The organism is Microbispora sp. CA-135349 (assembly GCF_050947365.1).
Classification (GTDB): Bacteria; Actinomycetota; Actinomycetes; order Streptosporangiales; family Streptosporangiaceae; genus Microbispora.
In genome coordinates, this window is sequence record NZ_CP192001.1 from 3,142,114 (window position 1) to 3,155,828 (window position 13,715).

Below are 13,715 nucleotides of genomic sequence, written 5' to 3' on the forward strand. Positions count from 1 at the left end.
TTCTACCTTCCGTCACGCCGGAGCGGCCGGCTCAGGCCGCGCTCCTGTTGTTTCCGGCCTGCGGCCACACGCCGGCGAGCGAGGCGCCGGCGGGCAGGTCGAGCACCCGCCACCCCGCACCGGTCAGGACCGACCGCGCCGTCCGCGCGTTCTCCGCGGCGACGGCGTCCCAGGACGCGCCGTCCCAGGAGGCGAGGTCGAGCAGGACCGCGACGGCGGTCACGCCCGGGTGCCTGAGCTGGGCGAGCGTCCGGGCCTCCTCCGGGTCGAGCGCCCCGAGGACCGCGACGATCAGCCCCTCGCCGCCGCCCTGGCGCAGCGCGCCGACGCCGTGCTCGAGCGACCGCGCCGTGCTCTGCCGGATGACCGCGAGCGTGTCGAGCAGCGACCACGACTGGCCGGTCTCCACCACGTGCCGCGCGCCCTGGTCGGTGACCAGGCGCAGGGCGAGCCCCTCGGCGGACAGGTGTATGCCGATGGACGCGGCGGCCGAGACCGCGACCTCGAACGACGAGCGCGGCCCCTCTCCCCGGTGGGCGTGCCTGCGGGTGTCGAGCAGCAGCGCGCCCCGGCTCTGCCACTCCTGCTCCTCGCGCCTGACCATCAGTTCGCCGTGCCGCGCGGTGGAGCGCCAGTGGACCCGGCGCAGGTCGTCGCCCTGGCGGTACTCGCGAGGCGCCACGTCGTCGTCTCCCGCCGCCGCGACCGAGCGCGTGCTGCTGTCGCCTCCGCCGCTGTACTCGCCCGACAGACGCACCGGCGGCAGCGGCACCACCTCGGGGGTGACCACCAGCGTGTCGGTGATGGTGAACGAACGGGCCAGCTCGACCAGCCCGAACGGATCGGCGATCCGCACGGACAGCGGCCCGATCGGGAAGCGTCCGCGCAGGTCCGAGCTCACCTTGTAGTCGATCTCCCGGATGCCGCGTGGCTCCATCCGGTCCAGGACGAACCTCGGCCGGGTGCCCAGCGCGTACTGCAGGGTGTCCTCGACCAGCAGCAGGCCGGTGGGCAGACGGGTGACGTTCTCCAGCCGCAGGGTCACCGTGCTCTCCTCGCCCGCCTGCACCCGTGCCGGGCCCAGCCGCCGCGCGCAGGCCAGCCGGTAACGGGTGCGGGCCACGACCAGCGACGCGAGCAACGGCATCGCGATGATCAACACGGCCACGCGGAGCAGGTCCTGCTCCCCGAGCACGAGGGCGCACAGCAGGGCCGCCACGCCGGAGGCGAGGAACGAGCGTCCTCGCGGGGTCAGAGCCTTGAGCCCGGTCATCGGCCCTCCGTCACTCGCCGGCTGTCGTTTCGCGGGAGCGGGCACCGAACCGGACGCCCCCGAAGGTGTGGCGTGGCGCGGGGTTCCGCCGCGCGTGGGTCGTCCGTATTACTGGGGTCGTCACCGAAGTGGCCTCACTGGGTGCTTCGCGGGTGTCCGTGTCACGAGGCGTCGGGGACGGGGACACGCCGGAGCAGTTCGCCGACGAGCTGCTCCGGGTGGCGGCGCTGCCCCTGCGCCTCCAGGCTCGGCATCAGGCGGTGCGCCAGCACGGGGACCGCCAGGTCCTGCAGATCGTCGGGGATCACGTAGTCGCGGCCGGACAGCGCGGCGTGGGCCCGCGCGCTGCGCACCAGATGGAGGGTGGCCCGTGGGGAGGCGCCGAGCCGCAGGTCGGAAGAGTGCCTGGTGGCCGCCACGATGTCGACGGCGTAACGCTTGACCGGCTGCGAGACGTAGACCGCGCGGACGGCCTGGATCAGCGCGGCCACCTCGGCCGTGGTCGCGACCGGCTCCATCTTGTCCAGCGGCTGGGAGGCGCCGTGCACGTCGAGCATCTCCAGCTCGGCGGCCGGCTCCGGGTACCCCATCGCGATCTTGGCGGTGAAGCGGTCGCGCTGCGCCTCGGGGAGGGGATAGGTGCCCTCCATCTCGATCGGGTTCTGCGTCGCGATGACCATGAACGGCGACTCCAGCGCGTACGTCACGCCGTCGACCGTCACCTGGTGCTCCTCCATGCACTCCAGGAGGGCGGACTGCGTTTTGGGGGAGGCCCGGTTGATCTCGTCCCCGACGACGATGTTGGCGAAGACCGGTCCGGGCTTGAACTCGAACTCCCGCGTCTGCTGGTTGTACGCGCTGACCCCGGTGATGTCGCTCGGCAGCAGGTCGGGGGTGAACTGGACGCGCTTGACCGGGCAGTCGATCGAGCGCGCCAAAGCCTTGGCGAGCATCGTCTTGCCCACGCCGGGCACGTCCTCGATCAGCAGGTGGCCCTCCGCCAGGAGCACGGTGAGAGTCAGGCGGACGACGTCGCTCTTGCCCTCGATCACTGATTCGATCGCGTTGCGGATCCGGTGAGCGGTGTCGACCAGATCCTCGAGCCGGGCTGCCGCATCGGTGACGTCAGGTGTTACTGCCACCAGGCCTCCATGAGGGTGCGTCCCCGAGAATGGGGCATTAAACGTTCCTTTTCCATTCTGTGTACTGACCCTATGTCCCCTGTCGTTCCAGGGCGACTTTGTCCGGAAATCCGAGTGAACTGCCCACAGTGTTGTGGCATCTCTTCGCGGTCACGTGCCGCGCTCGTCCGAATCCCGTGACACACAAACGCGGGGCGGCCCCGGCGCGCTCCACTTCCCCCCACCCGGCCCCCGGGGCTGCCCCGGAACCCCGTGGCCGCCGGAGGTTTCGCGGGTGCCGACACGCCCGTGCGCGCGCTGTGGGGCGCCGCGGCGCCCCACTCCGGCCCACCCCATTTCACCTGCGAAAACGCCGCCGATTTTGAATGCCGGCACGTGCAGAATCAGTTGACGGTGGGGAGAAGTGGAGTATGGTGGTGCGCAGTGGAGGGCAGGGGCTATAGCGCTGAGCGCTCCACAAGGCACAGGAGGTGGGTCCGGTGTTCCTCGGCACCCACCACCCACGCCTCGACGACAAAGGACGGCTGTTCCTGCCGGCGAAGTATCGCGAGGAGCTGGCGGAGGGTCTGGTGATCACCAAAGGCCAGGAGCGCTGCCTCTACGTCTTCCCCGTAGAGGAGTTCCAGCGCATCACCGAGGCCCTGCGCACCGCTCCGGTGACGGCGAAGGCGGTCCGCGACTACAGCCGTGTCTTCTTCGCCAGCGCGTCCGACGAGGTGCCGGACAAGCAGGGACGCATCACGATTCCCCAGACGCTGCGGCGGTACGCCGGGCTGGAACGTGACTGCGTCGTGATCGGCGCCAACACGCGGCTGGAGATTTGGGACGCCCAGGCGTGGGACACCTACCTGGAGGCCCAGGAGCAGGCATTCTCCGATCTGTCGGAGGAGGTGCTGCCCGGGATTCTGTAGATCGTTCTTTCCTTTTGATCAATTGACCCGTCGGTGACGTTCGGCGAGGTCTCCACCCGCTCCCATGTGGCAGCTGATGCACCTTCCCCGGTGTCAGACGCCACGGCCGGCGACGCGGATGGGGACCTGGCCGGACGGGTCGGTTTCCTCCCGGGAACCGGCATGGGTGGGGATCCGTTGGGTAGTCACCGGCGGCACAGCCGCGAATCCGCGAGTACTGCGGCGTAAATGGGGGTTGGAAGCGTTGTCGCAAGAGCCCGGTCAGCCGGGTGGTCACGTTCCGGTCATGCTCGATCGCGTACTGGAGTTGCTCGCTCCGGCGCTGTCCGGGCCGGAGCCGGTGGCCGTGGACGCCAACCTGGGTCTCGGCGGGCACGCCGAGGCGCTTCTGGCCGCCCACCCCTCCCTCCATCTCATCGGCATCGACCGCGACCCCACCGCCATCGAGCGTTCCACCGCACGGCTCGCGCCGTTCGCGGACCGCGTCACCTTGGTGCGCGCCGTCTCCGACGAACTTGCCGACGTGCTCCACGACGCCGGACGGCCCCGCGTGGACGCCGCGCTGTTCGACCTCGGCGTGTCCTCCCCTCAGCTCGACGAGGCCGAGCGCGGTTTCGCCTACTCCTACGACGCTCCCCTCGACATGCGGATGGACCGCGAGCAGGAGCTCACCGCCGAGCATGTGGTGAACACCTACTCCGCCGCGGACCTCACCCGCATCCTGCGCGACTACGGCGAGGAGCGTTTCGCGGCACGCGTCGCGAACCTCGTCGTCAAGGAGCGTGCCAAGGACCCCATCACCAGCACGAAACGGCTTGCCGACCTGGTCCGCGCGGCGATACCCGCCGCGACGAGGCGGACCGGGGGCAACCCCGCCAAGAGAACGTTCCAGGCGCTGCGCATCGAGGTGAACGGGGAGCTGTCGGCGCTCGAGCGCGCGCTCCCCGCCGCGCTCGACGCGCTCGCGCTGGGCGGGCGCGTGGTCGTGCTCGCCTATCACTCCCTTGAGGACCGGCTCACCAAGCAGGTCCTCGTGGCGCGAACCAGGGACACCAGCCCCCCCGGGCTGCCCGTCCCCCTGGAGGCTCACCAGCCCCGGTTCCGCCTACTGACGAGGGGAGCGGAGCTCCCGGACGACGAGGAGGTGGCCCGCAACCCGCGGGCGACCTCGGCCCGCTTGCGGGCGGCAGAGAGGATCCGCGAGGGATGAGGACAGAGCAGGAGACCAGGAGGGCGGCCGCGCGCACGGCCGTGCCGCCGCGCGTGCCCGGCCGCACGCCGGGCCGGGCCGCCGCGACGGCGGGCGAGACCGCGGCCACTCCGGGCAAGCGCCGTGTCCGCCCCGGCGCCCCCACGGCGGGTGACGAGCGTGCGCGCGAGGCCGTTCCGGCTCCCCGGCCGGGCACGGACGGCCGGCGCCAAGGCGAGGCCGTTCCCGCTCCCCGGAGGTCCCGTACGGACGCGCGCCGGGGTGAGGCGGTTCCGGCCGCCCGGCCCGACGGCGCGCGGGCGGCGTCCGCCGGTTCCGTCGCGGCCCCGAAGCGTGACGGCGCCCGGGCGCGTACGGCCGCCCCCGCCGCTCCCGGTACGGCCACGCCCCGCACGGGCGCCCGTCCCGCGCCGTCCCGTGAGGCCCGGAGCCTCACCGAGGTCGCGCCCACGCCGCGGACCGCCCGGCGCGGCGGCTCCGAAACCCGGCCGGCGGCGTCCACGCGTGCCACAATGGCGCGGCGGGCGTTCCGGCGGCCGGCGAGGGCGCCGTTCGTGCTCCTCGTCGTGGGCCTCATGTGCGGCGGCCTGGTGACTCTCCTGCTGCTCAACACGGTTCTCGCGCAGGACTCGTTCAGACTGAGCGACCTGCGGTCGAGCATCGACGAGCTGCACGAGCAGGCCGCGGAGCAGGAGAACCAGCTCCGTCAGTGGACGCAGCCGAACGCGGTGCGGGAGCAGGCCGCCGGGCAGGGCCTCGAACCCGACAGGACCGCACCGAAGTTCATCGACGCGGGCGGCGGCGCGACGACGCCGGAGCAAGCCCAGAAGGAGGGCACGGACCGGTGAGAGACAGCGGCCGGAACCCGGGTCCCGGCCGCGGGGGTCCCAGCGGGCGCGGCGGTGGCCAGGGCCCGGGCGGTGACAAAAGGAGCCCGGGCTCCCCGGGGCGGCCGTCGAGGCAGGACGGGCCGCCGAGGCCCGGTCGTCCGGGCCGGTCCTCCGATCCCGGCCCTGACGACACCGGCCCTGACGGCAGGGCGAGCGGCCCGGTCCGGCGCGGCGGGAACGGCGGCGCCCCGCATGGCGGCGGCAGGCAGAAGGGCGGCAGGCAGGGCGGCCGGGCGGACGGCGCACGCGACGCCGCGGGCGGACGTGACGGCGCCCGGGACGACCGCTCAGGCGAGTCGCCCGGGAGGCGCGGGTCCGCGCCGGGCGCGTCCGCCCGTGCCTCGGGCAGGTCCCCGTCACCCGCGCGTACGACGAGAAGGGACGGGTCCGGCGTGCCCGGCGGCGGCCCGCGCCGCGCCGTCGCACAGCACCCGGTTCCCGATGAGGGGCGCCCGCGCGGCGGGCGGGCGAACGGACCGGGCGACGCGGGGGACCGGCCTCGGGGCGCCGGATCCGGGAACGACAAGCGGTCCCCGGCGGGATCGCGGGGGACGGGCGCGGGCGGCGCGGGGTCGGGGCAGTCACGGGCGGGCGCCTCCGGCGCCCCCGACCGGCCGCGTGGCGGCGTGCCGGGTCCCGCGGACGGTGCTTCCGCCAAGGCCGGGGCCCCCGGCAGGACCGGCGTGCCGAGGCCTTCCACACCGAGGCCTTCCACACCGAGGCCTTTCACTTCGAGGCCTGCCATGCCGGGGGCTTCCGCACCGGGGACACCCGGCGGGACCGGCGCGGGCCGTCCCCGTCCCGGCGGCGGCCCGTCGCGTCCGCAGCGTCCCCCAGGCTCCCAGCGCTCTTCCGGCACGCAGCGCCCACCGGGCCCGCCGGGTCCGCCGGGCCCGCCGCGTCCGCCCGCCGTGCTCCGGCTGGGCAATCCGGCCCGGCGGCTGAGGGCGGCGCTGGTGGTCATGGCGATCGTGCTGTCGCTGTTCGCCGGCCGGCTGGTGCAGCTTCAGGGCTTCGACTCCAAAGTGCTCCAGGCGAGGGCCGCGCAGCAGCGTGTGCAGCCGGAGACGCTGCCGGCGCGCCGCGGCTCGATCACCGACGCCGACGGCCACGACCTCGCCGTGACGGTCGAGGGCAGGGAGATCTACGTCGATCCCAAGGACGTCGACCCGGCCAAGCGCGACCTGGTCGCGACCACGCTGGCACGGGAGCTGAACAAGCCCAAGGAGGAGATCGCCGCCGCGCTGGCCAAGACCACGCAGCGGTACATCCCGCTGGCCCGCGACGTCGAGCCGCCGCGGGCCAAGCGCATCATGGGCTTCGAGCTCAAGGGCGTGGGCGTCAAGGACACCTACCGCCGCCTCTATCCCGGAGGCTCGCTGGCGGGCGGCCTGCTCGGTTTCGTCGGCGTCGACGGCAGAGGCCTGGAGGGCCTGGAGAGCGCGTACGACGACATCCTGGCGGGCAAGGACGGCAAACAGAGCATCGAGCTCGGCGCGAACCGGCAGCGCATCCCGATGACGCGCAGCCAGCGCGAGGCTCCGGTGCCGGGGCGTGACGTGCGTCTGACCATAAACAGGGACATCCAGTGGGCCGCGGAGCAGTCGCTGGACCGGCAGGTCCGCGCGACGGGGGCGCGCAGCGGCAGTGTGATCGTCATGGACATTCCCACAGGGCAGATCCTCGCCATGGCGAACGCGCCCCAGGCCGACCTCAACCACTGGCAGTCGGCAACGGCGGAGGAGCGCGCCAACCGTGCCGTGTCGGAGGTGTTCGAGCCGGGCAGCACCAACAAGGTGATCACGGCCGCGGCGGCGATGGAGGCGGGGGTGGTCACCCCCGACAGCGTCTTCCGCGTGCCCGACCACATCCAGTGCGCCGACCGGCAGCTCAGGGACGCCCACCCGCACAAGCCCGAGCCGCTGACGTTCACCGGGATCCTCGCCGAGTCGAGCAACGTCGGCACGATCATGGTATCCGACAAGATCTCCAGCCAGCGGCTGTACGACATGTTCCGGTCCTTCGGCTTCGGCGCCCGCAGCGGATCGGGCGTCCCCGGCGAGCAGGCCGGCCTGCTGCCGCAGTGGGAGACATGGTCGGGCAGCCAGCGCTGTACGATCGCCTACGGCCAGGGCATCTCGGTCACCGCGCTGCAGATGGCCAGCGTCTACCAGACGATCGCGAACGGCGGCGTGCGGGTGACCCCCTCGATCGTGGCGGGCACCACCGACGCGCACGGCGCGTTCGTTCCCAGCCCGGCGGCCAAGGGCACGCGGGTGATCAGTGAGACGACCGCCCGGCGGATCGCGCTGATGCTGGAGGCGGCTGTGGGCCACGAGGGGACGGGGGAGGAGGCCTCGATCGAGGGCTACCGCGTCGCGGGCAAGACCGGCACCGCCATGCGATACGACGAGAAGTGCGCGGGATACTGCGGATACACCGCGACGTTCGTCGGCTTCACCCCGGCGGACCAGCCCCGGCTGATGGCCCTGGCGGTGATCCAGGATCCGAAGAAAGGCCACTACGGCGGCGCCGTCGCCGCCCCGGTGTTCAAGGACGTCATGACTTTCGCGTTGAAGAGCAGGAAGATCCCCCCGACCGGCACGAAGGCGCCCGCGATGGTCCTTCGCCCGGTGGAGTGACCGCGGAGTGACCGGAGTCGCAGTGCCCGGTTCCGGAGCTGCCGGAGCCGGGGGGACCGGTGCCGGAGTGGCAGGGGAGAGCGGCGGAGAGGGGTACGCTCTCGCCGTGCGTTCCCCGTCGTCCATGCGTCCCGAGGCCGTCCAGGCCCGCCCGCTGTCCGCGCTCGTGTCGCTGCTCGGCGCGCCGGCGACCGTCCCGTCCCCCGGAGCGCGGGTGGTCCGCGGCACGGTCACCGGCGTCACCCTCGACTCGCGCCGGGTGCGGCGCGGCGACCTCTATGTGGCCGCCCCCGGTAAGGCCCGGCACGGCGCGGAGTTCGCCGGCGACGCCCTGGCGGCGGGAGCGACGGCGATCCTGACCGACGCCGAGGGCCGCGACCGGGCCGTCGCCACCGGGCTGCCGGTGCTCGTCGTGCCCGACCCCAGGGCGGTGCTCGGACAGGTCGCCGCCTGGGTGTACGGCAAGCCGACGGCCGGCATCACGCTCATCGGCGTCACCGGCACCAGCGGCAAGTCCACCTCCACATACCTGCTGGAGGCGGGCCTGCGGGCGGCGGGCCACCGCACCGGCCTGGTGGGCGGCGTGGAGATCCGCGCGGGCGACGTGCGGTTCACCCCCGAGCTCACCACTCCCGAGGCGACCGACCTGCAGGGGCTGTTCGCGCTGATGCGCGAGCGGGGCGTGAGCGCGGCCGCCATGGAGGTCTCCAGCCACGCCCTGGCCCTCGGCCGGGTGGACGGGCTCTTCTACGACGTGTCGATCTTCACCAACCTGTCGCAGGACCACCTCGACTTCCACCGCGACCTGGACGACTACTTCGCGGCCAAGGCGCGCCTGTTCACCCCGGAGTTCAGCCGGGCGGGCGTGGTGAACATCGACGACGCCCACGGGCGGGAGCTGGCCGCCATGGCCAAGATCCCGATTACCACCTTCTCCGCCGCCGGGGCGCCGGAGGCCGACTGGCGTGCCGAGGACGTGCGCCTCGGCGCCGCGGGCAGCCGGTTCCGCCTGGTCGGTCCCGGAGGGGTCGAGGCCGATGTGTCGGTGGCCCTGCCCGGCCCGTTCAACGTGGCCAACACCCTTGGCGCGCTGGTGGCGCTGGTGGAGGCCGGGGTCCCGCTGCAGGCCGCGGTGACCGGCGTCGGCGAGTTCGCCGGCGTGCCGGGCCGGATGGAGCGGGTGCCGGGCGCCGACGACGTCCAGGTGATCGTGGACTACGCGCACAAGCCGGGCGCGGTCGAGTCGGTGCTGCGCTCGCTGCGCGCCGTGCTGGACGACGGGCCCGGCGGCCGCCTGGTGATCGTGCTGGGCTGCGGCGGCGACCGCGACCGCGGCAAGCGCCCGATGATGGGCGAGGCCGCCGTCCGCCTCGCCGACCTGGTCGTGTTCACCAGCGACAATCCTCGTACGGAGGACCCGCTCGCGATCCTCGCCGCGATGCTCGAGGGCGCGCTGCGGGTACCCATACAGGAGCGGGCCCACGTGGTCGTGGAGCCGGACCGGGCGGCCGCCATCCGCCTGGCGGTCGGCGGTGCCGCGTGCGGAGATGTGGTAGTTGTGGCCGGCAAGGGGCACGAGCAGGGGCAGTATGTCGGGGGCGAGGTCGTTCCCTTCGACGACCGCGAGGTGGCCGCCGCGGCCATCGCGGAGCGGGGCCGGGCGCGGCGGGCGGCGCGAGAGGCCGCCGATGCGTGAGCCGATGCCGGGTCGTGCCCCGGCGGCCGAGTTAGCGACGCGAAAGAGAGCAGGAAAACCATGATCCCGTTGCCGCTGGCCCGGGTCGCCGAGATCACGTCCGGAGAACTGAACGGGGCGGCCGACCCCGCGGCCGTGGTCCGGGGCCCCGTCGTGATCGACTCGCGTGCGGCCGGACCGGGCTCGCTGTTCGTGGCGATCAAGGGCGAGCGGGCCGACGGGCACGACTTCGCCCGGCAGGCCTGTGACGCAGGCGCCGCCGCCGTCCTCGCCACCCGGCCCGTACAGGAGCCGGCCGTGATCGTGGGCGACCCGCTCGCGGCCCTGGCCTCGCTCGCCACGGCCGTGCTGTCGGAGCTGCCCGCCACGACCGTGGTCGGCGTGACCGGGTCCGCGGGCAAGACCACGACGAAGGACCTGCTGGCCGGCCTCGCCGCCAGGCTCGGTCCCACGGTCGCCCCCGTCGGCTCCCACAACAACGAGATCGGCCACCCGCTGACCGTCCTCAAGGCCGACGAGACCACCCGGTTCCTGGTCCTGGAGCTGAGCGCGCGCAACATCGGCCACATCGCCTACCTGGCGAGGATCGCCCCGCCCCGCATCGGCGTGGTGCTCAACGTCGGCACCGCGCACCTGGGGGTGTTCGGCGGCAAGGAGGCGATCGCACAGGCCAAGGGCGAGCTCGTCGAGGCGCTGCCCGCCGACGGGGTCGCCGTGCTCAACGCCGACGATCCTCTGGTGCGCGCGATGGCCGGGCGTACGAGCGCGCGGGTGACCTACTTCGGGCGCTCGCCGGAGGCGCACGTGCGTGCGGAGGACGAGACGCTCGACGCGTCCGGCCGCGCCTCGTTCACGCTGCGCACGCCGTCCGGCACGGCCCCGGTCCGGCTGCGTCTGTACGGCCGGCACACGGTGGAGAACGCCCTGGCCGCGGCGGCGGCCGCGCACGAGCTGGGGCTGCCGGTCGCCGCCATCGCCGAGGAGCTGTCGGCGGCCGAGCCGCGCAGCCGCTGGCGCATGGAGGTCACCGAGCGGCCCGACGGCGTGACCGTGATCAACGACGCCTACAACGCCAACCCCGACTCCATGCGGGCGGCCTTCGGCAGCCTCGCGGTGATCGGGGAGGGGCGGCGGCGGTTCGCGGTGATCGCCGCGCTGATCGAGCTGGGCGAGGACGGCCCGGCGCTGAACGAGGACCTCGGGCGGCTGGCCGCGGGCGCGGACCTGGAGGCGGTCGTCGTCGTGGGGGAGGACGCCGAGCCGGTGCTCCGGGGCGCGCCCGGCGCGATCCACGTGCCGGACGTCGCGGCGGCGGCGCGGGAGTTGTCGGACCGGCTCGCGCCCGGCGACGTCGTGCTGGTGAAGGGGCCGCGTGCGGCCGGACTCGAGCGGGTCGCCGAGGCGATCCTCGGAGGTGACGCCCGGTGAGGAACATCCTCATCGCGGGGGCGATCTCGCTGATCCTGTCGATGGTCGGCACGCCGCTGGCCATCCGGCTGTTCGCCCGCAGAGGCTACGGCCAGAACATCCGGGAGGAGGGCCCGTCGGGACACTACGACAAGAAGGGCACTCCCACGATGGGCGGCACGGTGATCGTCATCGCGTCGCTGATCGGCTATTTCGTGGCCCACGGGGCGACCGTCTTCTCGGCGGTCGGCGACCCCCCGACGGCCTCGGGACTGCTGGTGCTGTTCCTGATGACGGGCCTCGGCGCGGTCGGCTTCCTCGACGACTTCATCAAGATCTACAAGCAGCGCAGCCTGGGCCTGCGCAGCGGCGCCAAGGCCGGCGGGCAGCTGGTGATCGGCGCGATCTTCGCGGTGCTGGTGCTGCGGTTCCCCAACGCCTACGCCGTGACCCCGGCCGACACGCACGTGTCGTTCCTGCGGGACATCGGCCCGTCCATCGGGCTCATCGGCTTCATCATCTGGGTCGTCTTCTTCATCGTGGGCTTCTCGAACGCGGTGAACCTGACCGACGGGCTCGACGGCCTGGCCTCCGGCGCCACCTGCCTGGTCCTCGCGGCGTACGTGCTGATCGGCAACTGGCAGCTGCGCAACAGCTGCACGACGGTCGGCTTCGGCCCCAACTGCTACTGGGTGAGAGATCCCCTCGACCTGGCGGTGGTCGCGGCGGCGGTGCTCGGCGCCTGCCTGGGCTTCCTGTGGTGGAACGCCCCGCCGGCCAAGATCTTCATGGGTGACACCGGCTCGCTGGCCCTCGGCGGCGTGATCGCCGGTCTGGCCTTCACCACCCGGACCCAGCTTCTGCTCGTCATCCTGGGCGGCCTGTTCGCGATCATCACGATGTCGGTCATCATCCAGGTCGGGTCCTTCAAACTGACCCGCAGACGGGTCTTCCGGATGGCGCCGCTCCAGCATCACTTCGAGCTGTCGGGCTGGGCCGAGACGACGATCGTGGTGCGCTTCTGGCTGATCGCCGCGTTGTGCGTGGCCGCCGGTCTCGGACTGTTCTACCTCGAATGGATGCCGAAACAGTGAACGTCGTCGTCGCCGGTCTCGGCGTGTCGGGCGCCGCCGCGGCGCGGGCCCTGGCGGCGCGCGGCGAGCGCGTGACGGTGCTGGAGGCCGCGAACGGCGAGCGGCAGCGCGCGTCGGCGGCCGAGCTGGCCGCGCTGGGTGTGGAGGTGCGCTTCGGCGAGCCCGCCCTGCCCGCCGGGACCTCGCTCCTGGTCACCTCGCCGGGCTGGCGTCCCACCCATCCGCTGCTCGCCGCCGCGGTGGACGCGGGCGTCGAGGTCATCGGGGAGGTCGAGCTGGCCTGGCGGCTGCGGCCGGAGTCCGCGGCCCCATGGCTGGCGCTGACCGGCACCAACGGCAAGACCACCGCCGTCCGCATGCTCACGTCCATGCTGTCCGCCGCCGGGCACAAGGCCGTGGCCGTGGGCAACGTCGGCGTCCCCATCGTCGAGGCCGTCGACGGGCCGTACGACGTGCTGGCGGTGGAGCTGTCGAGCTTCCAGCTCCACTGGTCGTCGACCCTGGCCCCGCTCGCGGCGGCCGTGCTCAACGTGGCGCCCGACCACATCGACTGGCACGGCTCGATGGAGGAGTACGCCGCGGCCAAGGCGCGCGTCTACGCGGGAGCGGGGACGGTGGTCTACAACGCCGACGACGCGTGGTCGTCCCGCCTCGCCGAGCCGTACGCCTCCCGGGTGGGCTTCACGCTCGCCGTGCCCCGGCCCGGGCAGCTCGGGGTCGTGGAGGACCTGCTGGTCGACCGGGCCTTCGTGGCCGACCCGGTGACCTCGGCGGAGGAGCTCGCCTCGCTGGAGGACGTGCGCCCCTTCGCGCCGCACAACGTCGCCAACGCGCTCGCCGCCGCCGCGCTGGCCCGCGCGCACGGCGTGCCGCCCGAGGCCGTACGGCGCGGCCTGCGGGAGTTCACGCCCGACCCGCACCGGATCGCGCACGTGGCCCGGGTCGGCGAGGTCGACTACGTGGACGATTCCAAGGCCACCAACCCGCACGCGGCCGCCGCGTCGCTGGCCGCCTACGGGTCCATCGTGTGGGTCGCGGGCGGTCAGCTCAAGGGCGCCGACGTCGACGACCTCGTACGGCAGGCCGCGCCCAGGCTGCGCGGCGCGGTGCTGCTGGGGGCCGATCGGGATGTGATCCGCCGCGCATTGGCGCGACACGCCGCGAATGTCCCCGTCGTGGACGTGCCGGGGCAAGACACTGGGGTCATGGACCGTGTCGTCGCCGAAGCAGCCCGGCTCGCCACCCCGGGTGACACCGTGTTGCTCGCCCCCGCGGGGGCGTCGCTGGACATGTTCGCCGGATACGGAGCACGTGGGGAGGCCTTCGCCCGAGCCGTGCAGCGGCTGGCGGCCCGGTGACGGGCCCAGGGACGGGCCCGGCGACCGGTCCCGCCGGCACCGCGGCCGCGCGGAAGGCGGATCGCCAGGGACCCGAGCGTCAGGGATCCGAG

General features: G+C 73.4%; 10 protein-coding genes. 8 read left to right on the forward strand and 2 right to left on the reverse strand.

What is annotated here, in order from left to right; translation table 11 throughout:
* Positions 1 to 31 precede the first annotated feature (31 nt).
* A complete protein-coding gene (locus ACQPZZ_RS14785; protein WP_432932443.1) occupies positions 32 to 1,273 on the reverse strand; it encodes a DUF58 domain-containing protein in 1,242 nt (413 codons plus the stop codon).
* Between the two features lie 161 nt (positions 1,274 to 1,434).
* Entirely contained in the window at positions 1,435 to 2,415 is a 981-nt protein-coding gene (locus ACQPZZ_RS14790) for an AAA family ATPase (RefSeq protein WP_363636809.1), read from the reverse strand.
* A 479-nt stretch (positions 2,416 to 2,894) separates the two neighbouring features.
* On the opposite strand from ACQPZZ_RS14790, the gene mraZ reads away from it, so the two are divergent.
* The 8 genes from mraZ to murD all read left to right on the forward strand — a co-directional run bounded on the left by mraZ (position 2,895) and on the right by murD (position 13,623).
* Positions 2,895 to 3,326 carry a division/cell wall cluster transcriptional repressor MraZ gene (gene mraZ / locus ACQPZZ_RS14795; RefSeq protein ID WP_079318531.1) on the forward strand — a complete coding sequence of 144 codons (432 nt, stop codon included), beginning with the start codon at positions 2,895 to 2,897 and terminating at the stop codon, positions 3,324 to 3,326.
* Between the two features lie 286 nt (positions 3,327 to 3,612).
* Positions 3,613 to 4,536: a 16S rRNA (cytosine(1402)-N(4))-methyltransferase RsmH gene (rsmH, locus tag ACQPZZ_RS14800; RefSeq protein WP_432932446.1), complete on the forward strand. Its 924-nt coding sequence runs from the start codon at positions 3,613 to 3,615 to the stop codon at positions 4,534 to 4,536.
* Positions 4,533 to 5,384, forward strand: coding sequence for a hypothetical protein (locus ACQPZZ_RS14805; protein WP_432932448.1), 852 nt, complete (start codon positions 4,533 to 4,535; stop codon positions 5,382 to 5,384). The genes rsmH and ACQPZZ_RS14805 overlap by 4 nt, the downstream gene beginning before the upstream one ends.
* A 953-nt stretch (positions 5,385 to 6,337) precedes the next feature.
* Positions 6,338 to 8,068, forward strand: coding sequence for a peptidoglycan D,D-transpeptidase FtsI family protein (locus tag ACQPZZ_RS14810; RefSeq protein ID WP_363636804.1), 1,731 nt, complete (start codon positions 6,338 to 6,340; stop codon positions 8,066 to 8,068).
* A 124-nt stretch (positions 8,069 to 8,192) separates the two neighbouring features.
* Positions 8,193 to 9,764 (forward strand): UDP-N-acetylmuramoyl-L-alanyl-D-glutamate--2,6-diaminopimelate ligase, encoded by a 1,572-nt coding sequence (locus tag ACQPZZ_RS14815; RefSeq protein WP_432934389.1) that lies wholly within the window; start codon positions 8,193 to 8,195, stop codon positions 9,762 to 9,764.
* A 60-nt stretch (positions 9,765 to 9,824) separates the two neighbouring features.
* Positions 9,825 to 11,192, forward strand: coding sequence for a UDP-N-acetylmuramoyl-tripeptide--D-alanyl-D-alanine ligase (locus ACQPZZ_RS14820; protein ID WP_432932450.1), 1,368 nt, complete (start codon positions 9,825 to 9,827; stop codon positions 11,190 to 11,192).
* Positions 11,189 to 12,265 (forward strand): phospho-N-acetylmuramoyl-pentapeptide-transferase, encoded by a 1,077-nt coding sequence (gene mraY / locus ACQPZZ_RS14825; RefSeq protein WP_432932452.1) that lies wholly within the window; start codon positions 11,189 to 11,191, stop codon positions 12,263 to 12,265. Before ACQPZZ_RS14820 ends, mraY begins: the two co-directional genes overlap by 4 nt.
* Positions 12,247 to 13,623, forward strand: a complete 1,377-nt coding sequence (gene murD, locus ACQPZZ_RS14830; protein ID WP_432932454.1) for a UDP-N-acetylmuramoyl-L-alanine--D-glutamate ligase — start codon at positions 12,247 to 12,249, stop codon at positions 13,621 to 13,623. Before mraY ends, murD begins: the two co-directional genes overlap by 19 nt.
* Positions 13,624 to 13,715 lie beyond the last annotated feature (92 nt).

Excerpts from the sequence above, each read along its gene's own strand:
- ACQPZZ_RS14785 (WP_432932443.1), bottom strand. The coding sequence starts at position 1,273 with ATGACCGGGCTCAAGGCTCTGACCCCGCGAGGACGCTCGTTCCTCGCC.
- rsmH (WP_432932446.1), top strand. The coding sequence starts at position 3,613 with ATGCTCGATCGCGTACTGGAGTTGCTCGCTCCGGCGCTGTCCGGGCCG.
- ACQPZZ_RS14805 (WP_432932448.1), top strand. The coding sequence starts at position 4,533 with ATGAGGACAGAGCAGGAGACCAGGAGGGCGGCCGCGCGCACGGCCGTG.
- ACQPZZ_RS14815 (WP_432934389.1), top strand. The coding sequence starts at position 8,193 with ATGCGTCCCGAGGCCGTCCAGGCCCGCCCGCTGTCCGCGCTCGTGTCG.
- ACQPZZ_RS14820 (WP_432932450.1), top strand. The coding sequence starts at position 9,825 with ATGATCCCGTTGCCGCTGGCCCGGGTCGCCGAGATCACGTCCGGAGAA.
- murD (WP_432932454.1), top strand. The coding sequence starts at position 12,247 with ATGGATGCCGAAACAGTGAACGTCGTCGTCGCCGGTCTCGGCGTGTCG.